The organism is Planktothrix rubescens CCAP 1459/22, assembly GCA_904830895.1.
In the GTDB taxonomy this organism is placed as follows: Bacteria; Cyanobacteriota; Cyanobacteriia; order Cyanobacteriales; family Microcoleaceae; genus Planktothrix; species Planktothrix agardhii.
Genome location: LR882958.1, coordinates 2590415 through 2610762 on the forward strand (window position 1 = coordinate 2590415; position 20348 = coordinate 2610762).

20 protein-coding genes and 1 riboswitch are annotated in these 20348 nt (G+C 39.1%); of the genes, 16 read left to right on the forward strand and 4 right to left on the reverse strand.

Going from position 1 to position 20348, the window contains the following annotated elements; translation table 11 throughout:
• Positions 1-157 precede the first annotated feature (157 nt).
• Positions 158-308: riboswitch (cyclic di-AMP (ydaO/yuaA leader) on the reverse strand.
• A gap of 110 nt (positions 309-418) precedes the next feature.
• Positions 419-1267, reverse strand: a complete 849-nt coding sequence (locus tag NMG86_RS12175) for a M48 family metallopeptidase (RefSeq protein WP_026786726.1) — start codon at positions 1265-1267, stop codon at positions 419-421.
• A 161-nt stretch (positions 1268-1428) separates the two neighbouring features.
• Positions 1429-4131, reverse strand: coding sequence for a Calx-beta domain-containing protein (locus NMG86_RS12180; protein ID WP_026797737.1), 2703 nt, complete (start codon positions 4129-4131; stop codon positions 1429-1431).
• Between the two features lie 753 nt (positions 4132-4884).
• On the opposite strand from NMG86_RS12180, the gene ccmS reads away from it, so the two are divergent.
• From ccmS to NMG86_RS12255, 15 genes are all read left to right on the forward strand, one after another.
• Entirely contained in the window at positions 4885-5328 is a 444-nt protein-coding gene (gene ccmS, locus NMG86_RS12185; RefSeq protein WP_306439083.1) for a beta-carboxysome assembly chaperone CcmS, read from the forward strand.
• Between the two features lie 165 nt (positions 5329-5493).
• The gene (locus NMG86_RS12190; RefSeq protein ID WP_043938667.1) at positions 5494-5685 is read left to right on the forward strand and encodes a ribbon-helix-helix protein, CopG family; all 192 of its coding nucleotides are present in this window, start codon (positions 5494-5496) and stop codon (positions 5683-5685) included.
• Between the two features lie 112 nt (positions 5686-5797).
• Positions 5798-6340: an LptA/OstA family protein gene (locus NMG86_RS12195; protein ID WP_036831889.1), complete on the forward strand. Its 543-nt coding sequence runs from the start codon at positions 5798-5800 to the stop codon at positions 6338-6340.
• 22 nt (positions 6341-6362) lie between these two features.
• Positions 6363-7091 (forward strand): LPS export ABC transporter ATP-binding protein, encoded by a 729-nt coding sequence (lptB, locus tag NMG86_RS12200; protein ID WP_026797738.1) that lies wholly within the window; start codon positions 6363-6365, stop codon positions 7089-7091.
• A 165-nt stretch (positions 7092-7256) separates the two neighbouring features.
• The gene (locus NMG86_RS12205) at positions 7257-8435 is read left to right on the forward strand and encodes an LptF/LptG family permease (protein ID WP_026797739.1); all 1179 of its coding nucleotides are present in this window, start codon (positions 7257-7259) and stop codon (positions 8433-8435) included.
• A gap of 398 nt (positions 8436-8833) precedes the next feature.
• Entirely contained in the window at positions 8834-9391 is a 558-nt protein-coding gene (locus tag NMG86_RS12210; RefSeq protein WP_237157198.1) for a YybH family protein, read from the forward strand.
• A gap of 8 nt (positions 9392-9399) precedes the next feature.
• Positions 9400-10689, forward strand: coding sequence for a glycosyltransferase family 2 protein (locus NMG86_RS12215; protein WP_026786719.1), 1290 nt, complete (start codon positions 9400-9402; stop codon positions 10687-10689).
• A 91-nt stretch (positions 10690-10780) separates the two neighbouring features.
• Positions 10781-12505, forward strand: coding sequence for an N-acyl-D-amino-acid deacylase family protein (locus NMG86_RS12220; protein WP_026797740.1), 1725 nt, complete (start codon positions 10781-10783; stop codon positions 12503-12505).
• Positions 12502-12900, forward strand: a complete 399-nt coding sequence (locus NMG86_RS12225; RefSeq protein WP_026786717.1) for an Mpo1-like protein — start codon at positions 12502-12504, stop codon at positions 12898-12900. Before NMG86_RS12220 ends, NMG86_RS12225 begins: the two co-directional genes overlap by 4 nt.
• A 24-nt stretch (positions 12901-12924) precedes the next feature.
• Positions 12925-13950, forward strand: a complete 1026-nt coding sequence (locus tag NMG86_RS12230; protein ID WP_026786716.1) for an aromatic ring-hydroxylating oxygenase subunit alpha — start codon at positions 12925-12927, stop codon at positions 13948-13950.
• Between the two features lie 136 nt (positions 13951-14086).
• Positions 14087-14827 (forward strand): hypothetical protein, encoded by a 741-nt coding sequence (locus tag NMG86_RS12235; protein ID WP_026797741.1) that lies wholly within the window; start codon positions 14087-14089, stop codon positions 14825-14827.
• A gap of 5 nt (positions 14828-14832) precedes the next feature.
• Positions 14833-15876, forward strand: coding sequence for an aromatic ring-hydroxylating dioxygenase subunit alpha (locus tag NMG86_RS12240; RefSeq protein ID WP_026798669.1), 1044 nt, complete (start codon positions 14833-14835; stop codon positions 15874-15876).
• Positions 15877-15886: 10 nt separating this feature from the next.
• Positions 15887-16810, forward strand: coding sequence for a hypothetical protein (locus NMG86_RS12245; protein WP_026786713.1), 924 nt, complete (start codon positions 15887-15889; stop codon positions 16808-16810).
• A gap of 8 nt (positions 16811-16818) precedes the next feature.
• Positions 16819-17982 carry a hypothetical protein gene (locus NMG86_RS12250; RefSeq protein ID WP_026797742.1) on the forward strand — a complete coding sequence of 388 codons (1164 nt, stop codon included), beginning with the start codon at positions 16819-16821 and terminating at the stop codon, positions 17980-17982.
• A 13-nt stretch (positions 17983-17995) separates the two neighbouring features.
• Complete coding sequence (locus NMG86_RS12255) at positions 17996-18280, forward strand: 2Fe-2S iron-sulfur cluster-binding protein (RefSeq protein ID WP_026797743.1); 285 nt, start codon at positions 17996-17998, stop codon at positions 18278-18280.
• 112 nt (positions 18281-18392) lie between these two features.
• On the opposite strand, the gene NMG86_RS12260 is transcribed toward NMG86_RS12255, so the two are convergent.
• Together NMG86_RS12260 and NMG86_RS12265 are read right to left on the reverse strand one after the other, a co-directional pair.
• Positions 18393-18806, reverse strand: coding sequence for a type II toxin-antitoxin system VapC family toxin (locus tag NMG86_RS12260; RefSeq protein ID WP_026797744.1), 414 nt, complete (start codon positions 18804-18806; stop codon positions 18393-18395).
• Positions 18806-19183, reverse strand: a complete 378-nt coding sequence (locus NMG86_RS12265) for a DUF445 domain-containing protein (RefSeq protein ID WP_026797745.1) — start codon at positions 19181-19183, stop codon at positions 18806-18808. The genes NMG86_RS12260 and NMG86_RS12265 overlap by 1 nt, the downstream gene beginning before the upstream one ends.
• A 135-nt stretch (positions 19184-19318) precedes the next feature.
• Between NMG86_RS12265 and NMG86_RS12270 the strand changes: the two genes are divergently transcribed.
• Positions 19319-20341, forward strand: coding sequence for an aromatic ring-hydroxylating dioxygenase subunit alpha (locus NMG86_RS12270; RefSeq protein WP_026797746.1), 1023 nt, complete (start codon positions 19319-19321; stop codon positions 20339-20341).
• The last annotated feature ends 7 nt before the right edge of the window (positions 20342-20348 follow it).

Genomic DNA, 20348 nt, shown 5'->3' on the forward strand with positions numbered 1-20348 from the left:
ACCTAAAATTAGCAAACCACAAAACCTAGCCATTTCCATGACCCCAACACACCTTTGCAAGTGTCTAGTATTCAACCTTCACGGATTGAATATTAATAACAGAGTCTGATGTACTTAGAATTCCGGTGAGGGCAATGATTAAAACTTTGCCGATCAACAGTCTTCTCTCACAGCCGACGGGGTTAGCTGACGGGCTAGGACTGAGAGATGTCCTTCTCGACAATCACAAACAATCGAAGATAAGCCCCTAAATATGGTTCCCCCGCTCCTAACTCATTAAAAAAGAGTGGATTAGGCTGACTGACTCTACTTGATAGGTTAACTTAACATATTGATTGAATTTTGTCTATCCATAGCAATCAAAAGCGCCCTGAATTCGATTCAAGGCGCGTGAAGTTTCGATTAATTCGATCAGAAATTAAGATAAAATTCGTTCAACGGTAGCGCGATAGGAATTGCTATCTAATCCATCACCTGAATTAACCTGACTCGGATCAATAAGTCTTTGCATGGCGGAAATCCGATCGCCTGTAGCCGGGTGAGTGCTGAGAATTGTTGGCGGAGAACCACTTTTTAACAGTTTAGCCATAAAATCAACGGCGCCTCGTGGAGCATAACCCGCCCGGGCTAGGGTAGCTAAACCCATGCGATCGGCTTCATATTCAGCTTCACGGCTTTTAGGGCGGTTTAAGGCTAATTCCACCCCAATTTGGACTAATTTATTCTGATCCGCACCCACAGCCGTAGCCACCCCCGCAGCCACAGCTGCTTGGCGCATTTGTTTAATCGCATGACGTCCGGCAATATGTCCGATTTCATGGGCCATTACACTCGCTAATTCTGCTTCATTACTAGCAGCGGCAATTAACCCGGTATTAACATAAACAAACCCGCCCATAGTAGCAAAAGCATTGACACTACTATCATCAATTACTTGAAAAGTATAGGGAATATTCGGGCGATCGCTGGCTTGGACTAGACGTTGACCAATTTGATTAATATAGCTTTGAGCCTCTTGATTACGAAATAATTTAACTTGTTTTGAGAGTAATTCTTGATTAATTTGTTCGCCGATCGCAATTTCCTGACGTGCAGATAAATTCGATAATTGGATAACTTGAATTCCTCTAAAGATTAATTCCGGTAAAGGAATTGCCAAAGTTGCGACCGTCGAACTCAATACAATACTCAGGCTAAGAGTTATTGAAATCACCGGATATAACCAACGACGGCGCAAAGATCTGGCAATTGTCAAACGTTTTAACATAATAAGTGCAGGTGATAATTTACAGGTTATACCAAAAAAACCCGTTGTTGCGCTTCTAGCGCATCATCAGAGGGTATTTAAACTGATCGACGCAGATCTAAGAAACTAGGTTTCTAAATATAAAATAACGATTAGAAACCCAATTGCTGATCGGCGATTTCCTAAACCAACCAAGTAGCTAAATAAGCATCATTTCCTCCTAATGGATTAGGATTAATCGCGTTAGTTGTTGTTGTAACAGATGGTTGGGTTACTGTTCCCAAAATCACCGCTTGACCCTTCGCCACCGCAAAACCATTCACACTGCCTTTAGCACCATCTACGTCACCAGTTTGGGTTAACGGAGTCCAGAATTTTCTGACAGTATAATCTGCCGATAATCCTAATACTGCCATTTCTCCCAAGGTATAAGCACCAACGGGTTGACTATTAATCGTTTTACCAGGACGATTTTGTAATTGGAAAGCCGAAGATCCTCCTATATATATATTACCAAATTCGTCAGCCGTAATCGAATTGGGAGTAAAACTATTCGCCCCAGTGCTAGTGCGGGTGACAATAAATTGACCCTGATCAACTATTCCAGTATTAGGATTAATTTTGGCGTGAAATGTGAAAGATCCTGCACCAGCGCCAGAGAAATTATTAAAAGAATCCACATTAACTAAGGTTGCTAAAGTTTGAGTAATGTTTTGACCATTGCGTTGAAAAACGTTATTTCCTCCATCGGTTTTTCCTAATAAATAAAGTCCGCCATCTTTACCAATAGTAATCCGTTCTCCCCGGGTATCTGCCCCTAAGTTTTGTCCGGTGACTTCCGTTGCACTGAAATCCCAAGTTTTCCATAAGGAATTCAAGGCAGAATCAAACCCTCGTAAGAAAGGAGTTTGTAAGAGACTGGTAACTTGATTATACCCGGTAACAAAGACTTGTTTTGTGGTAGGATCAATAGTGATATCCGCCGGATTGACATTGGTTCCGGTTAAGGTTGTGCTAGTTAATTGAGTTCCCGTTCCATTCCATAAAGTAATAGTATCGGTACTATTATTTAAAGTGGCAACTGTACCATCATTGGCGATCGCAACTCGATTAAAAGTTCCCGGTTGTGACCATAAAACTGTATTAGCTGTAGGGTTATAAACCTTAATTCCAAAATCCCCAACTGCTACAATTTCCCCACTATCTCGATCCACATCTAAATCATTAACAATACCGCCTAATGGTGTATTGGATAAGGGGGCAGTATTGCCATTCTGTAATCGTTGAATTGCTCCCACACCGTTAAAATTCCCAGCAATAATAATATTATTATCAACAGGGGAAATTTCAACCGATGCACCACTATCATTTCCAGTAGTTCCTAAATAGGTTGCACTATTTAACAGGAGATTATCACTCGGATCATTATCAACAATTTGCAATATAGCTGTGTTTTGAGTTCCGACCGTTGCAGTTCCGGTGGTAATAGTTAATGCTAAATTAACGGTTTCCGTCGGTTCAAATATTGTATCATCAATGACCGGAATTATTACAGTTTTTGGAGTAATATCTCCATCTGCAAAAGTCACAGTTACGGGAGTATTAGTATAATCTAAAATTGCCGTTGCAGTTCCATCCGTTGGGGTGATTTGTGCCGTCACTAAACCACTACTTCCTCCCGTTCTATTAATGGTAATAGTGTTAATAAGTGTGCCATTTTCATTAACACTAAAATTAGCAGAACTAAACCCTAAAACACTAAGAGGTACTGGTGTTGGAACTGGTGTCGGTACTGGTGTCGGTACTGGAGTCGGTACTGGAGTCGGTACTGGTGTTGGAACTGGTGTCGGATCGGGTGTTGGAACTGGTGTTGGTATTGGTGTCGGTACAGACGTTGGTATTGGTGTCGGTACAGACGTTGGTATTGGTGTGGGATCGGGTGTCGGTATTGGTGTCGGTACAGAGGTTGGTATTGGTGTGGGATCAGGTGTTGGTATTGGAGTCGGTACAGAGGTTGGATCGGGTGTTGGTATTGGTGTTGGATCGGGTGTTGGCTCAAAACCGTCAAAAACAAAATTATCAGAATTGAGACTATTACTATTTACATTTTTGAGAATTGCTAAATATTCACTAGAATTTTTATCCTGAATAATCGTATCATTAGCATATTCTCCAGTACCTTGAGTAATATTTAAAGCCGAGAATGTCAGATCTCCTAATAATCCAATAGTATCTTGATTTAAAGTAAAATCTGTGATAATATCAGCATCATTAATCGCAAATCCTCCCATCGTTTTGCCAATATAAAATAGATCATTACCATCTCCACCCGTTACCGTGTCAGCACCAAAATCTCCATAGAGAATATCATCCCCAAAATCACCAAATAATTGATCATCTCCTTCACCTCCGGCGACTAAATCATCCTCTTTTCCCCCATAAATAATATCGTTATTCTGATTTCCAAATAATGTATCTGCACCGCGATCGCCAAAAATAAAATCATTTCCTACATCACCAAAAATCAGATCATTATCTTGACCTCCCGCTAAAGTATCGTCATCTTGACCAGCATAAATACTATCATTTCCTAGATTACCAAAAATTAGATCAGCTTGTTGGTTTCCTCCTAAAATATCATTCCCTTCTAAACCATAAATAGTATCATTTCCCCCCAGAGCAAAAATATTATCCTGAAATGCAGTACCAATAATTAAATCAGAATTATTGGTAGGAATAAAATTAGTTTCAGTCGGAGTAATATTTGTAAAACTTCTACCCATGGGAAGATTAACCCCTAAACCAAAAGATAAGGTTTGAGGATTAGGAATAATTTGGGTCGGACTGAAAAACAAATTTCCAGAATCAAAAGTGTCGAGACTCATAATCTAATTTTCCTCGCAAAGACTCACAATAGCTATACTATTTTTCAGGATATTTTCAATTAATCAGGAAAATATTTAATTTAATCTGATTAAAAATTTAGTAGATTTAAAAGCTGTTTAAACCCTGACCCTGAAAGTAATGCACTAAACAGCGAAGACGATTTATTGAGGCAAAAAGTTTCTCAAATTTAGATTTTTTTTATCCAAATTATTGATTTATAAAAGTAATTTAATATACATCAAGTTTAAAAAATACCGTATTTTTAAGGATACTCAGTTATTGATTACATCATGTACTCATTAAAAATACTGAGTAAATTCATGACTTTTATTACAGTTATTCTAGTTTTGATCAGTAGATCGACTTAGATCTATAGAATTTGATAGAATTGACCCATAATGGGTTAAAATAGGATCTCAGTGAAAAACAGTCGTCGAAAAGTCAGCACCCCGCGCTGAAGCGACGGGGCTTCGTGCCTCACCTTCAGCGATAGTTGACCAGCCTAAGTGCCTTGTGTACTACGTTTTTTGAGTCATGACACCCTGTTGGATGCGAAGCTAGTCCCTGGCTCTGTCGTTAGTGGTTAAACATCTTTATCGGGTTAAGGAAGTGCTGCTAACCTAACAAGCTCTTAAAACATTGGCGAAGCTAACTTTACCCTAGAAATAGGAGTTAGGAGGGCAACCATACCCTCCTCCCTGAAAGGGGAAATATAAAGCCTAACTAGAAGTTAGGGGTTTCTACCCATTTTTATGATGATTAAACCTGATAGCACTCAACCCGGTTTAGGACAGCAAAGTTGGCAAAGTCAGTTAGATCGGTTTGTGAAAGATAACCGTCAGGAATTCGCCGCCTTAACTTGGGGTTTACACCTAAAATGGGGAGAAGAACCCAATACCCTCGGAATTGATCTCAAACCTACCCCCCACTTTGTCGCCTGTCCGAAATCAACTATTGAACAACTAAATCAAAATGTTGAAAATCGCTTAAAAGAAATTGTCGGAATTGTAGACGGGTATCAACCGGAAAAAGAAGTATTAATCATTGGAATTGGTTTTGATCATGTCAGATTAATTTATTTTGAATCTAATCCTACTCCCCCAGAATGTTTTCAACAAGTTGGAAAAGATGTCGATACTTTATTAAAACATTTAGAAGATTCTATGAATCAAATCATAAATCTTTCTAATCAGTAGATACTGTCTAGTTTTGTGTGGGCCTGTCATCTTATTTACCTTGAGTTATTTACCTTGAAAAAGAGCGATCACCCTCGTAGATTTGGCATTAATAGAGTGCGTGTGATGTAGAGTTGGTTTAAGGGCGATCTATATTGCCTTTTGCTATATATTCAGCAATAGAGTATGTCAAGGGAAAAGAAAATTCAGTTTAATGTTAACGAGAAAGAATATGAACGTCTCAAAAGTCATGCTGAATCAGAAGGATTATCAATGGCTGAAGTTCTTAGGGATTACATTAAAACCCTCACACCCCTAAAGGGGGTCGCACTACATCCCACGACTGAAGTGCGTGGGCTTTGTGCGAGGTTGTTGTAAGTGTCATGAAGCGGATAGAGTACAATGGACACACCGACTATAAGGTGTCAATTTCAATGTCTACGACTCAATTGCACCGCCCAGTCAACATTTTAGAGTTTCCAACATCATAATGCTGATTGCCAAACTGTTAAATTCAATCACCCTTCCCTTGGGGTTTACACTCCTGTTACCCATTGCCCTAGTCAGTAGTTTCCTTACAGATAGTGTAGTCAGTTCTGCGGCTAGTTATGCCCAGGCCCCCCCCGCTAAAAACGCCGTCGGGCGGGCGATGACCGTGCGCTCCGATATTCAAGAAGCCGATGCTCAAACGGGAATTGTCACCGCTAGGGGCAATGTTCAAATTAACTATCCCGCCCGCAGTATTCAGGCCACCGCAGCCCAAGCCCAATATTTTAGTCGAGAACGTCGAATCATTCTCAGTGGAAATGTATTTGTTTTGCAAGAAGGGAATACAATTCGCGGGGAAACCGTCACCTATTTAATTGATGAAGGACGGTTTATCGCCTTACCGCAAGGGGGAGGACAGGTCGAATCTATGTATTTAGTACCCGATGAAAGTGCCAGCCCGAAAAACACAACAGTTGAACCTTTTAATCCTAAACCTGCTTTTAAAAACCCATTAAGCGCGCCTTCAGCACCGCGTAATCCTTAAATAATTTCTAACAAATCTGGTTATGAAAATAGTGCTGGAGAATATTCACAAATCCTACCGGAAACGTACCGTTGTTAGTCGGGTTAATTTATCGGTTTGTCAAGGGGAAATTGTGGGATTATTGGGGCCAAATGGTGCTGGTAAAACTACAACCTTTTATATTGCTACGGGACTAGAAAAACCGACCCAAGGGAATGTTTATCTGAATGAAATTGATATTACCCATTTACCGATTCATCAACGCGCCCGGTTAGGAATTGGTTATCTAACGCAACAGGCGAGTATTTTTCGACATCTGACTGTCAAGGATAATATTTTATTGGTGTTGCAACAAACCCATGTTCCGCGTCATTTGTGGCAAAAACGTCTGCATACTTTACTAAGGGAATTTCGCTTAGAAAAAGTAGCCTCGACTTTAGGTTATCAGGTTTCTGGGGGAGAACGACGACGGACGGAACTGGCCAGGGCTTTAGCGGCGGGGTTAGAATTACCTCAGTTTTTACTCTTAGATGAACCCTTTGCTGGTGTTGACCCGATTGCAGTTTCTGAAATTCAAGAAATTGTCGCTCAGTTACGCACTCGAAATATGGGAATTTTGATTACGGATCATAATGTTAGGGAAACTTTAGCTATTACAGACCGAGCTTATATTATGCGAGATGGGCAAATTTTTGCATCGGGAACTGCTGAAGAACTCTATAATAATCCCCTAGTGCGGCAGTATTATTTAGGTGACAGTTTTCAACTATAGCAATCCTATTTGAGTTGTGTTTAAAATCCCTGATCAAAAGGGAACACCGGAACAGCCCCCCCAAACCCCCCGTGCACGGGGGGCTAGGGGGGGAGGGAACAGGGGTCTAACTTCTGGCTTTTTCATGTCAGTATTAAAATGGTACAACCTATTTAGAATTGCTATATGAAAATTACTTTTGATCAGTCTTTTATTTCTGGTAAATTTCTCCCGCCCTATCTTTCAATTTTAGATCGATATTTAATTCAAGAATTAGTTCCGCCCTTTGTGTTTGGAGTGGGATTATTTAGTTCCGTTGCATTAACCGTAGGAACGGTTTTTGACTTGGTTAGACAGGTGGCGGAGTCGGGTTTAGCCGTGGGGATTGCGGTTGAGGTTTTTCTTTTAAAAATGCCAGAATTCATCGTTTTAGCCTTTCCCATGGCGATGATTTTAAGTACCTTAATGGTCTATGGTCGTTTATCAAGTGATAGTGAATTAATTGCCATGAAAAGTTGTGGAATTAGTTTATATCGGCTATTAGTACCAACATTGATTTTTAGTTTAATGATCACGGGTTTAACCTTTTGGTTTAATGAGGTAATTGTTCCGGCGGCTAATTATAAAGCATCTGTCACCTATGAACAGGCATTAAATGAAGGCAACCTTCCTGTTCAAGAAGATAATATTTTTTATCCCGAATATGAGAAAATTAAAATAGAAGGAACTGATAAAAAATTTAGTCGTTTAGTGCGGTTATTTTATGCCCAAAGATTTGACAAAGGTAAAATGTTAGAGGTGACTATCTTAGATCTTTCCCAACCGGAATTAACTCAAATTATTTCTTCAAAATCTGCTAATTGGAATTTTTCTGCTAATACTTGGGATTTCTTTAATGGTACGGTTTATATTGTCAATCCCGATGGCTCTTATCGTAATATTGTTCGTTTTGATCATAAACAGATTCAACTTTCTCGTACTCCCCTAGATTTAGCGTCACGGAAACGAGGGTTTGATGAGATGAATATTACTCAAGCTCGAGATTATTTAAAGTTAATGAAATTGAGTGGAGATCAACAAAAAATTGTTAAAACTCAAGTTAGAATTCAACAAAAATATGCTCTCCCTTTTTCCTGTGTTGTCTTTGCATTATTGGGTGTTGCATTAGGAAGTAGACCCCAAAGTACCAGTCGAGCAACCAGTTTTGGGATTAGTGTAATCGTGATTTTCGGATATTATTTACTGTCTTTTATTACCGGAGCATTAGGTCAAAAAGAAATTATGACTCCCTTTTTTGCAGCTTGGTTACCGACATTTTTAGGAATTGGAATTGCGAGTTTTTTATTAGTTCGTTCTTCTAAATAGAATATGTCAAATCTCTAACTCCAACGGTCAGCAGTTTTCACTTCCACTTCAATCAGATGTTAGATTAGCACTGAAGTCAAAAAATAATCTGGTAAGTACCTAAACAAAATTAATTACACATCCTCCACCCTGTTCCCTCCTCCCCTAGCCCCCCGTGCACGGGGGGTTTGGGGGGGCTGTTCCCTCTCTCAACTAGGTAATTTATTTTGTCAGGACTTACGCAAAACAACCATATCTAGTAGGGGCGAACGGCCGTTAGCCCCTACAGATGGTGTATAATTGGGTATTCTGCGTAAGTCCTGTTTGTGTAACTACTTATGAACAAACAAAAATTCACAATTGCACATCAATATTGGCAGCTACTTTGGAGCATTTTGCTAGTGTTGATAATTTGGAATATGCCTCAATGCGCCTTAGCAGAGGCTAATCAACAGGACATCAATGGGATTATTCAGGCGCGGGAGATAGCCTTAAAAGCTATCAACACTCGTGATTTTTCCAAAATTGAGCCTTACTTACACCCCTCATTCACGATTACAACTGTGGATAACCAGGTGTTTCATCAGGTGCAAGAGTTTGAGAAATACTGGAATCAGCAGTTTTCCAGTTCGATCCAAAAGATCGCAATGGAAGTTAAGGTGGACGATCCGAGAAGGTTTCTCTCGTCGGAGACTGAGGTTTCCTACGGAGATGCGATCGCAACTTTCTCTTTCCAAGATGGTAATTCTGCTAATATGGCAATGCGCTGGACAGCCGTGATGCAAAAGTTTCAGGGGAGATGGACGATTCAATCCCTGCATTTCTCGTCTAATCTACTGAATAACCCTTTACTGTATGGTGCTCAAAAAGCGGGGCGTGCGATCGCCGTTGCTACGGGGTTGGGCGGTGCTATCGTGGGGGCTGTGGGGATGCTGTTCTGGCATCGTAGCCGCAAACAAGTAACGTCAAGGCTGTAGCTCATAGAATGGGAACTCGTATTGATCACTTAAGTCGTGATAGCCGTGTCGAGTCGAATCGACATTGGAAAGCAAGGCTGGTTGTTCTATTCATTTGGGGTATCGTCAGTTTACTGCACTGGCAACCCCAAACACAATGGTTGATGGGCGGATTAACGGCAATCCTGACGATTCAAATCGTACGGATGTTGATAGCAAAACCAACTTCGCCCCAGATCGAAGTTGATGTTGATTTGCCCAGAGTTTCTATTTTAGTTCCCGCTAAAAATGAAAGTGCCGTTTTAACTGATTTAGTTGATAACCTATTTCACCTAAATTATCCAACTGCTCTTTTGGATATCTGGGTAATTGATGATGGGAGTACGGATCAAACTCCCCATATTTTGAATCAATTGCAAAGTCAATTTTCCGGGTTAAAAGTGCATCGTCGAGAATCAAAAGGCGGTAAAGCTGGGGCATTGAACTCGGTTTTTCCTTTTACTCAGGGAGAGATTATTTTAATTTGTGATGCCGATGCTCAACTTCCGGCCGATTTCTTAATACAAACCGTTCCTTTATTTGGGCAAAATGCGATCGGTGCAGTACAAACCAGAAAAGCGATTTCTAATGCTGATACCAATTTCCTGACTCGTTGCCAACAAATGGAAATGAATTGTGATGCTTTTCTGCAAACTCATCGTATTGCTGCGGCTGGAATGACTGAACTCCGGGGGAATGGAATGTTAGTGCGGCGAGAATTGCTAGAACAGTGTAACGGTTGGAGTGAAGATACGGTAACTGAAGATTTAGATTTCACATTCCAACTATATTTAATTGGTACAGAAATCGAGTTTTTCACGTTATCAGCAGTTCAGGAGGAAGGGGTGACAAACTGGAAAAGCCTTTGGCATCAACACTGTCGTTGGGCAGAAGGGGGCTATCAGCGTTACCTCGATTATTTTCCGAATATTTTAACTTTAAATTGGCAAAAAGAACTGGATTTATTATTATTTTTATTATTGCAATTTTTACTTCCCATCGGGTTAATTGCCGATCTCTTATGGACAGTTTTTTATAGCCATCATCCGGTTCTTTTCCCTCTACAAACTTTACTTGGGTTGCTTCTAACGGTTGGGTTTATAGCAGGAATATACCAATATCAAAATTTAAGAGGATGGCGATTAATTTGGGCAACTATTCAAGGTTCGTTTTATATGGTGCATTGGATTCCTGTGATGATTTTTGTTACATTAAGGATGTGTGTGAAAGGGGGGCGATCGCAGTGGATAAAAACAGAGCATTATGGAAAATCAGCTTAATAAGACTAAACCATCAATTGAATCGGGATTTATCTAACTTAAAATTTAAGTAATTTAATAAAGTAAATCAAGGGATAAAATATCAACAATTATGTTAGATTTGCTAATTCAAAACGGGTTAATTTTCGACGGTTTAGGCTCCGCACCAATGCGAGGAGATATTGGGATTGAAAAGGGGAAGATTGTGGCGATCGCATCTTCTCTTCCCCCCAATGCTCATCAAATTATCGATGCGTCCGGTTTATGGGTAACACCGGGATTTATTGATATTCACACTCATTACGATTTAGAGCTAGAAATTGCACCCGGATTAAGCGAATCAGTGCGTCATGGTGTTACCAGCGTTGTGATTGGTAATTGCAGCTTATCGGTTGCAGTTGGTAAACCCCAAATGCTGGCAGATATATTTCAGAGAGTCGAAACTCTTTCTCATAAATTAATTGAAAAATGGTTAAAACAATCGGTTTCTTGGGACACACCCGCAGAATATTTAGAACATTTAAAACAATTACAACTTGGTGCTAATATTGCGCCTTTATTGGGGCATAGTGCCTTACGCGCTCATGTGATGGGATTGGAACGCAGCTTAACAGTTCAACCTTCAGAAACTGAACTTAAAACCATGCAACAAATTGCCACAGATGCTTTAGATGCTGGATTTATTGGCATTTCAATAGATATGTTTCCCTGGCATCGGATGAGTGGAGAATGGAGGGGTTGCACAATCCCATCCCAACACGCCAAACTTCCAGAATATGCGATGCTTGCTGATCTTTGTCGAGAACGAGATTTAGTGTTTCAAGTCACTCCAAATTTACAGCGACTTGCCTCTTTTTTAGATATTCTTCGCATGGGTTCGGGAATTGGGCAAAAACCGTTAAGGTTGGCAGTTTTATCAGCACTAGATGCCGTTCATGATCGCAAATTGTGGCGAATCTTTTCTCCCTTGCTTTATTTTTGGAACCACATTCTTAAGGGGAATGTTCGCTTTCAAACCTTAACCGAACCTTTCACCATTTATTCTGATGGGTCTGTTACTCCCTTATTTGAAGAATTCCCCACAGGCGCACAACTCAATAGCTGCAATTCACGACAAAAACGGCAACAATTATGGGAGTCGGAAACGTTTCGCCGTCAATTTCGCCAAGAATGGTTAAATAATTGGCGGAAATCATTTCATCGTCAGTTAGATTTAATGGAAATCGTGCGTTGTCCCGAAACGAGTTGGCAAGGATTAAGTTTTGCTGAAGTTGCTGCTCAAAAGCAACAGAAACCTGTAGATTTGTTTATTGAGGCGTTGCGGAAATATGACACGGATCTGCGTTGGGTGGCGACGGGAGCGAACGATCGTTTAGCACCTCGTTTAGCACTGATGCAGCACCCCTATATTTTGCCCGGTTTTACTGATGCGGGGGCTCATGTCCGTAACTTGGGTTACTACGATGGGGCGTTATCTTTGCTCAAGCAAGCGGTGGCAACGAAGTTTCTGAAACCAGAAGTGGCGATCGCTCGCGTTACCGGAGAACCCGCTCGTTGGTTTAGGCTAGATACAGGTGTTCTGAATATTGGCGCTCAAGCTGATCTCGTTTTACTGAATCCTCAATTTTTTAACCAACCAATTAGTCCCCAAGTCGAAATTTTTGATCCCATTTTAGATGGCGAACCTCGCATGGTTAAACGGGGATCTGAAGAAATTGTAGAAGCGGTTTATATTAAGGGAATTCAAGTCGTTAGTCGGGGTCAAGTTAGGGAAATTTTAGGTCGAGAACGTCTGGGAACCGTTTTATTTCCATCTTTTAACTCTAATAATTTATGAATTCAATCGATCCAAAATTGAGAAATAGAATTAGCGATCGCATTCTCGATCATCCTTTTACAGACTATTGGGATATTTTTGTTCTGAAACACCAACATCCGCTCAATATCGCCCTTCACATTATCGGTATATTCTTCTTTTACGGCTTACTTTTGATCAGTTGGAAATCCCAAAATTACTGGTCACTCTTAGGTTTGCCTATTACGCAGTTAATCGGATTAGCTGGACATTTTTTATTTGAACGAAGTCATATTAATTTACAAGATGCAGTTTTCTCGTGGCGAGCTTCTTTCTGTTTAGGTAAAATGCTATTTAGGGTTTTATCGGGCAAATATAGAGAGGATATCCACCAATGTCAAGAAATTTTACAGCAGTATCAATTAAAAGTAAATTAACCGACTTATAAATAAAGATTTTTTATGAAAAATTTTAACAATTGGAATATTATTACCAAAGGTTGGTATATTGCCTGTCCTAGTCAAGAATTATCTCAGAAAAAAGCACAATCTATAGAAATTTGCGGTCAAAAAATTGTCATTTTTCGAGGGGAAGATGGAAAAGTTCGGGCTTTAGATGCCTATTGTCCTCATCTCGGAACAGATTTAGGAATTGGGCAAGTTGATGGGAATTTGATTCGCTGTGCATTTCATTATTGGGCATTTGATGAAACAGGAGTTTGTCAAAATATTCCCTGTCAATCAGAAATTCCCCATCAAGCTAAATTAACAGCTTACGCAACCGAGGAAAAATATGGCTTTATTTGGATTTATCCCGATGCTAAAGCACCGGAAAAACTTGTTGAATTTGATGAATTGAAGGGTAAAGAAATTATCAGTCAAGCTGATAATGCTTTTGAAAGAAGTTGCCATCATCATATTTGTATGATGAATGGAATTGATGCCCAACATTTGAAAACTATTCATCATTTAGATATCAAAATGGATCTATCTTTAAACATAAATGAATTAGGGACGCAAATTGACTTTACGATGCGGGGACAATTCCCCCAAACAACTTGGCGAGAAAGATTAGGACAGCGATTTTTGGGTTCTAGTTATGAGTATTCTATGCGTTATGCAGATGGTTGTATTGGTTTACTCACAATGATGAAAAATGTACGGCTATTTCCTTCGCTTTACATGATCTATGCTTATACGGCGATCGCACCACAAAAAACCCGAATTCAACCGATTTATGTCACCGAAAAACGGAAGGGAATCCTGGGTTATTTGTTCAGTCAGTTTTTATTATTTTGTACCCGTTTGGCTTATTATATGCTCAGGGATGAAGATGGCAAAATTTATGATAATATTCGGTTTAATCCGCAAGTAATTCTCACTATTGATCAACCCCTAGTTCAATATATACAGTATGTTAATCAACTTGAACCATCTCAATGGTCACAGGATGAAAATTGTCATTTGAAATCAATCCATCAAAAATAACTTAATCCTGAAAAAATAGTAAACTTATTTGCATTAAGTTTATTATCTTATAGAGGTGATATATTGCTGTTATCAAATAACATTGAGTAAACTAGAAGAGTATACTTGAAAACCGAGTTCCGGTAGTTTCCCAATCATGAAGAGTTGGCTAGTTCCCATTACCAAGCTACATCCTAGCGATCGCACTGCCATGTATGCCCTTTTAAACAATCATTTTCTGGGTATTACATGGGATCGGTTCCAGACCGATCTTGAGCGCAAAAATTGGGCGTTATTGTTAAGAGATGAAACAACTAATACCCTAAAAGGCTTTTCGACCTTAATGTTGTGTCAGACGAGTTTTTTAGGGAAAAAAATTAGTGTTGTTTATTCAGGGGATACGATCGTCGATCCCAGTGTTTGGTCAAGCACCACTTCACCTCGAACTTGGATCGCTGCCGTTAATTTTTTACGTCAACAACATACTGAAAATAAACTATATTGGCTGCTTATTTGTTCGGGTTTTCGTACCTATCGCTTTCTACCCATATTTTGGAAAGAGTTCTATCCTCAATACAACACAAATACCCCTGTTTTTATTGAAAAGTTAATGGCAAGTTTAGCAGAAGAATATTATGGCGATTTTTATAAAAAAGCAACGGGTATTGTCCGCTTTAAATCTCCCCAAATTCTTCAGGATAAATTAATAGAAATTCCATCGGGACGACAAACTAACCGCCATATTCATTTTTTTACAACTCAAAACCCAGGTTATAAATTAGGTGATGAATTGGTGTGTTTAACAGAAATTTGTTATGAAAATCTCACCCCGGCTGGACAACGAATGTGGGATGCAGAATCACCCCTAGAATTTGTGCAAAACTCAGTTTTAATTTAATTCTTATGTCTGATCAAAAACCTCATGCTATTTTTAATAATCCCACTCAATTTGTTGAGGGATGGTACTGGGTATTACCCTCTAAAGAATTAAAAGTTGGGAAGGTGAAAGCGGTCACGCTTTTGGGTAGAAACTTAGCCATTTATCGGGGTATTAGTGGTCAGGTGGTGGCGGTAGATGCCTATTGCCCCCACATGGGAGCCCATTTGGCAGAAGGGAAGGTAGAAGGGGATGGAATTCGTTGTTTTTTCCATAATTGGAAATATAATGCGGAGGGGATTTGCATTGATATTCCTTCATTGGAAAAACCCCTAAATGTGTGTATAAAAACTTGGCAAACAGCAGAAAATTATGGTTTAATTTGGGTGTGGGTGGGAGAAGATTTACCTAATTTACTGCCTTTTGTACCGGAATTAGAACAGGTAGATTGCGATTATCGTTTGGGGACTCGATTTATTAAAAACTGTCATCCCAATGTACTGTTAATTAATGCAATTGATGCTCATCACTTTAATACAGTTCACAATTTACCTTTAGAGATTATTTTTGAGTCTAAAGAACTGAATCCTCATGCTATTACTTTTAGCAATACAACCAGGGGAGGTAATAATTCTGGGTTAATTCGTTTGATTCGTCCGCTTTATAAAAATGAAGTGACTTATAGTATGTGTTATTGGTATGGTAGTACAGGAACAGTAACCCTTGGCCCCGATTTCTTACACTTCTATATTGTCTTTGCACTGCGAATGATTGAGGGGGGAAAAACCGAGGGACAAACAATTTTAATAACCCCCAAAAGATCGGGATGTTTGAAATGGGGAATTAATCAGGGGTTACTGTGGTTAACTCAACAGGTTGGTAATTACTTTGCTAAGGGAGATACACAAGTTTTTGAAACCATTCAATTTGACTTAAAAACTCCCACAAAAGCGGATCATTCCATTGGAGAATTTATCCAACAGGTTAACCGCCAGAAAGCACTGAACTGGAAAACTTGGCAAGCGGTTGATCAAGTAGAAAATCGCGATCGCAATCCATCTATTTTTTGAGTACCCTAGCATGAATCAACCATTATCAGAATCCCAAATTACCGGATTAAATTTACCTCATATCACCTCGAATAACAAATTAAGACGGGTTTTGACGGCAGCATTGCCAAAGCAAGAACGTCCTAAAATTGACGTAAGTGGTCAATATTGGAATGCGGATTTTTTTCATCTCAATCGAGTCAAAATTTTTCAAGAAGCAAGCGATCGCGAACAGTCTGCTATTCTTCAAATCACAAATCGCAGCTTATTAGAAGAAGCGTATTATATTGAGAATGCAGGCGTTGGTTATATGGCAAAGATGACGCTTTTAGCAGAAACCGTTGAAGAACGAATGCTTTACGGTTTATTTGCAGCAGATGAAGCCAATCATCTGAGTCAAATCAGTTGTTTTTTGCCAGAAATTGAATTAACTAATCATCAAGATCCATTTCTAAACTTATTGGCAGAAGTTGTTGAAGGTACGGATAAAACTGTGTTATTATTTGTGTTGCAAGTGGTGTTAGAAGGATGGGGTTTAAGTCACTATCGCCGACTAGCAAAAGAATGTTGTCATCAAAATCTTGCAGAAATTTTTTCTAGTTTTTTGGATGCAGAAGCACGCCATCACGCAACTGGAAATTTATTGTTTGAGAAAATTTTAATTTCAAAATCTAGTCAAGAATTAATGATTGAACTGTTGGCAAAGTTTTTAATGATGGTACAAGTTGGCCCCCAGAATGTGCTAACGGCGATCACACAGGTGAAAGGACACCTTTCGCGATCGCAAAAAATCCAAATCCTAGAAGAGTTGGATACGGAAACCCATAGCGGAACCAGGTTAAAATTATTGCGATCGCTCATGCGAATAAAATCGGTAGAGGCGATCATTCAAACTTTAGAAGAACGAGGGGCTTTTGTTCCCTTACCTGCTCACCAATGTGTTAACTTAACTTAAACTTTAATATGGAAAATCAACTGTTAGAGCATCCCACTATTTATCGCAAGTTACAAATTAATTATAAACGCAACAAACAGCAAGATCAGACGACTTTAATGGATGAAGCTGTTGAAAAGTTTTGTTATGAAGATTGTAAAAATGAATATTGGAATCCAGAGGAGTTTTCTTTACTGTATGGTACTCCTTTATGGGAGCAATCGAGTCCAGATCAGCGCTTAATTTTGAATCAACTTTACTGGGTCGCTTACTATTCGCAAATTGTCTCGGCTGAAATTGCCACTATCTTTTTTAATCAAACTAGCGCTACTGGTCTTTACGCCTATGAAGATTTCCGTTTGATTTGCGATACATTAGATTTAGAATCGTCTCAAGAGCGCACCCATATTAACGCATTTAGAACGATTTCCAAACAAGTAGAAAAAGCTTTGTTTGGAGAATTAATTTTCACTTACCCGATGCGATCGCCCTTTACAGAAACAATGGTTTATGCAGATACAAATGCGTTAAAAACCTGGTGGAAAAAGATTCAACTTCAATACTTTGGTTTAATTTCTGCCAATAATACTTTTTTAGCTTGTCAGTATTTTACTGTCCGAGGCGTGCGGACATTAAATGGTAAATTAATTCAGCATAAACTCAGCAACTACTATCAAAAACATACCAATCAAGAGTTAGCACCCATTCCCGCTAAAGTTTCCTACTATCATTTTTTAGACGAGAGTTTTCATTTTAATAGTTCTACAATTGTATCTCACGAAGTTGTCACTTGCCTTGCACCTCCAACAGCATTTGAAAAGTTTGTAGCGAATTTAGGAGTATGGGGATGTCAACGAGATCATTTTCATTTTTCTGCTGCAATTAATGGGATTTTTTGGTATGATCCGGCACTGTATAGCAAGATTTATCGCGTGTTGCGATCGCCTATTTTTAACCTAACTGAAAAAGACGCTAAAGACATGATGCGACGCTGCTTTACTGAGGAATCAGAGGGATTACACCGCAGTTATTTAACCCATCAAGAAGCAATGGAATCTTATAAAGTGTATGTGGAAAAGCTCGATTACTTATGGAAACGCAATCGAGAAATGACGCTAATGGCATCTAATTCGATTCCCCAATATTTAGCAACTCAAAAAACCGCTTTTCAACGCTTTGAACAGCAATATTAATAGGATTTCTGCCATGTCTAATTTGTGTAAAATCTCCTTTCCCGAAACTGATTATCTTTCCATTACTTTGCAACGTCATCAAAACTTATCCGAACATCTAACCATTCAGAATTCACCTGTTTTGTTTGGTTGTCGGACTGGAATTTGTGGAACTTGCTTAGTTAAAGTAATCGGTGATATTCCTGCTGCTAAAGCAGATGAGCAGGAAATGTTAGATACTTTAGCTCCTAATGTTTCAAATGCTCGATTAGCTTGTCAAATTGACCTCACAGCTAATGTCGAAATTAACATACTATAGGAATATCTTATTTTCTTATAAACGATACTGTATGCAATTTGAAAATTTTTGGTAGATTGTTGCATTGAGCGATTAATTAAAGCCTAACACGATGTTGGGGTGATTGCTTAATTTACTTACCCATAATATTTCCTAACGCTCCAGGTGGAATTACTAAAATTCCCGCGTTGACGAATCCAGAAGGATCACGGGTGATGATCGCATCTACTTCATTTGCTATTCCACAAGCACATTGTACTGCATCCTCAAAATCTTGAAAATTCAATGTGATTGCTTGTTCTAAAATTTCTCTATCAACCGCACAAATATGCAAGTCTGTCATAATTTGCGCTATTGCATCTTGTGCAGTTATCTTTCCAGATACTTTACGAATAATGTAATAAATGTTAGTAATTGTTATGGCTGAAATAAACCCTTCAAGTTCTCCAGCATCAATTTTTGCAAATATTTTGGCTGCATCATCAACGAAAGGTTCTCGCTCTTGCAAAAAATCAAGAACAACATTTGTGTCAATTAAAACTCGCATTACTGATATTTTTGGGTAAGATAGTTAATATAATCTGTTTCGACATCTTCACCCGATGTTTCTGTCGTTTTGGCAATTCCTCGTAATCGAGAAAGGTTTCCCTTTTTCAATTCAGAACTGGTTTCTTGCTGCAATGACAATTTTTGTAGAGGACTGGTGAGTGTTGTTAACGTTTGTTGTCTTAGCTTTTCCAGTTGAAGCCTGGCTTCTGGCTGTAATTTTACCAAAAAACGACGGACTGTTGTTGACGTTGGTGTCGGCTTTTCTAGTTCAGAACTGGTTTCTCGCTGCAATGACTCTAACAGGGTTTGTACTAATTGCCGGCGCTCTTTAATCGGTAACTGTAATGCCTGCTTTTGCAATTCTTGTAAGTTCATTATGATTTTTTGTCTATCAGTATCACTTTTAATGATAAACCAGGTGACGATTGGGAGGCAATAGATTAACTGATATTTTTTTATAATTTGCCATAATTAAAATACGATTACTCTGGTTTCTCCCCACCATACACCATGCAATTTGAAGATTTTTGGTACATTGTTGCACTGAGCAACCAATTAAAGCCTAACACGGTATTAGCGCGATCGCTTTTAGGAGAATGGTTAGCAATATTTCGGGGAGAAAATGGACAAGCTGTGGCGTTGCGCGATCGCTGTTTGCATCGCAGTAGTCGCCTATCCGTTGGAAAGGTTTGTAACGGCGCACTACAATGTCCTTATCATGGTTGGATTTACGATCAAAATGGTAATGTTATTGCTATTCCTTCGGAGGGGAATTTAATTAAATTATCCCAACAACGTCGAGCAAAATGTTATGCAACAAAAGAACAAGATGGTTATGTTTATGTGCGGTTAGCTGACGATCCTAGTGAAGATTTTAACCCGTTTTTTATGCCTCATTATCAAGAGCAAGGATGGGAAACAATACGAGTTATTAACCGTTTTCAAAATAATGTGACTAATTGTGTAGAAAACTTCATTGATATTCCCCATACTGCCTTTGTGCATCCCGGTATTTTCCGCAAATCTTGCCAACAAATGCTACAAATGATTGTACAACGAGAAAATGGTTCTGTTTTGGTTAATTATTGTAACGAAACGATTAATTTAGGATGGTATAGTCGTTTTCTTAATCAGCAAGGTGCGGAAATTAAACATTACGATCGCTTTTATATGCCGAATATTACCAGTGTCGAATATCAGATGGGAAACAACCGCCATTTGTTCATTACCAGTCAGTCGATTCCCGAAACGGAAAATTCAACCCTAGTTTACACGGATGTTACTTATAACTATGGCATTTGGAATAAACTAGCCCGTCCGTTTGTTAGATGGACAGCACAACATATTATTCAGCAGGATGTGAAAATATTGGGGATTCAAGGGGAAGCGATCGCTAAATATGGAACCCAATTTTCTAATACCCCTGCTGATACAATTCATGTATTTGTAGAGTCGATCCGAAATGCGATCGCATCGGGAAAAGATCCGCGACAATTACCCAATCAATCGGTTAAAGTTACATTTTTCGTTTAACCTTTTT

Excerpts from the sequence above, each read along its gene's own strand:
- NMG86_RS12175 (WP_026786726.1), bottom strand. The coding sequence starts at position 1,267 with ATGTTAAAACGTTTGACAATTGCCAGATCTTTGCGCCGTCGTTGGTTA.
- NMG86_RS12180 (WP_026797737.1), bottom strand. The coding sequence starts at position 4,131 with ATGAGTCTCGACACTTTTGATTCTGGAAATTTGTTTTTCAGTCCGACC.
- ccmS (WP_306439083.1), top strand. The coding sequence starts at position 4,885 with ATGATGATTAAACCTGATAGCACTCAACCCGGTTTAGGACAGCAAAGT.
- NMG86_RS12190 (WP_043938667.1), top strand. The coding sequence starts at position 5,494 with ATGTCAAGGGAAAAGAAAATTCAGTTTAATGTTAACGAGAAAGAATAT.
- NMG86_RS12195 (WP_036831889.1), top strand. The coding sequence starts at position 5,798 with ATGCTGATTGCCAAACTGTTAAATTCAATCACCCTTCCCTTGGGGTTT.
- lptB (WP_026797738.1), top strand. The coding sequence starts at position 6,363 with ATGAAAATAGTGCTGGAGAATATTCACAAATCCTACCGGAAACGTACC.
- NMG86_RS12205 (WP_026797739.1), top strand. The coding sequence starts at position 7,257 with ATGAAAATTACTTTTGATCAGTCTTTTATTTCTGGTAAATTTCTCCCG.
- NMG86_RS12210 (WP_237157198.1), top strand. The coding sequence starts at position 8,834 with ATGCCTCAATGCGCCTTAGCAGAGGCTAATCAACAGGACATCAATGGG.
- NMG86_RS12215 (WP_026786719.1), top strand. The coding sequence starts at position 9,400 with ATGGGAACTCGTATTGATCACTTAAGTCGTGATAGCCGTGTCGAGTCG.
- NMG86_RS12220 (WP_026797740.1), top strand. The coding sequence starts at position 10,781 with ATGTTAGATTTGCTAATTCAAAACGGGTTAATTTTCGACGGTTTAGGC.
- NMG86_RS12225 (WP_026786717.1), top strand. The coding sequence starts at position 12,502 with ATGAATTCAATCGATCCAAAATTGAGAAATAGAATTAGCGATCGCATT.
- NMG86_RS12230 (WP_026786716.1), top strand. The coding sequence starts at position 12,925 with ATGAAAAATTTTAACAATTGGAATATTATTACCAAAGGTTGGTATATT.
- NMG86_RS12235 (WP_026797741.1), top strand. The coding sequence starts at position 14,087 with ATGAAGAGTTGGCTAGTTCCCATTACCAAGCTACATCCTAGCGATCGC.
- NMG86_RS12240 (WP_026798669.1), top strand. The coding sequence starts at position 14,833 with ATGTCTGATCAAAAACCTCATGCTATTTTTAATAATCCCACTCAATTT.
- NMG86_RS12245 (WP_026786713.1), top strand. The coding sequence starts at position 15,887 with ATGAATCAACCATTATCAGAATCCCAAATTACCGGATTAAATTTACCT.
- NMG86_RS12250 (WP_026797742.1), top strand. The coding sequence starts at position 16,819 with ATGGAAAATCAACTGTTAGAGCATCCCACTATTTATCGCAAGTTACAA.
- NMG86_RS12255 (WP_026797743.1), top strand. The coding sequence starts at position 17,996 with ATGTCTAATTTGTGTAAAATCTCCTTTCCCGAAACTGATTATCTTTCC.
- NMG86_RS12260 (WP_026797744.1), bottom strand. The coding sequence starts at position 18,806 with ATGCGAGTTTTAATTGACACAAATGTTGTTCTTGATTTTTTGCAAGAG.
- NMG86_RS12265 (WP_026797745.1), bottom strand. The coding sequence starts at position 19,183 with ATGAACTTACAAGAATTGCAAAAGCAGGCATTACAGTTACCGATTAAA.
- NMG86_RS12270 (WP_026797746.1), top strand. The coding sequence starts at position 19,319 with ATGCAATTTGAAGATTTTTGGTACATTGTTGCACTGAGCAACCAATTA.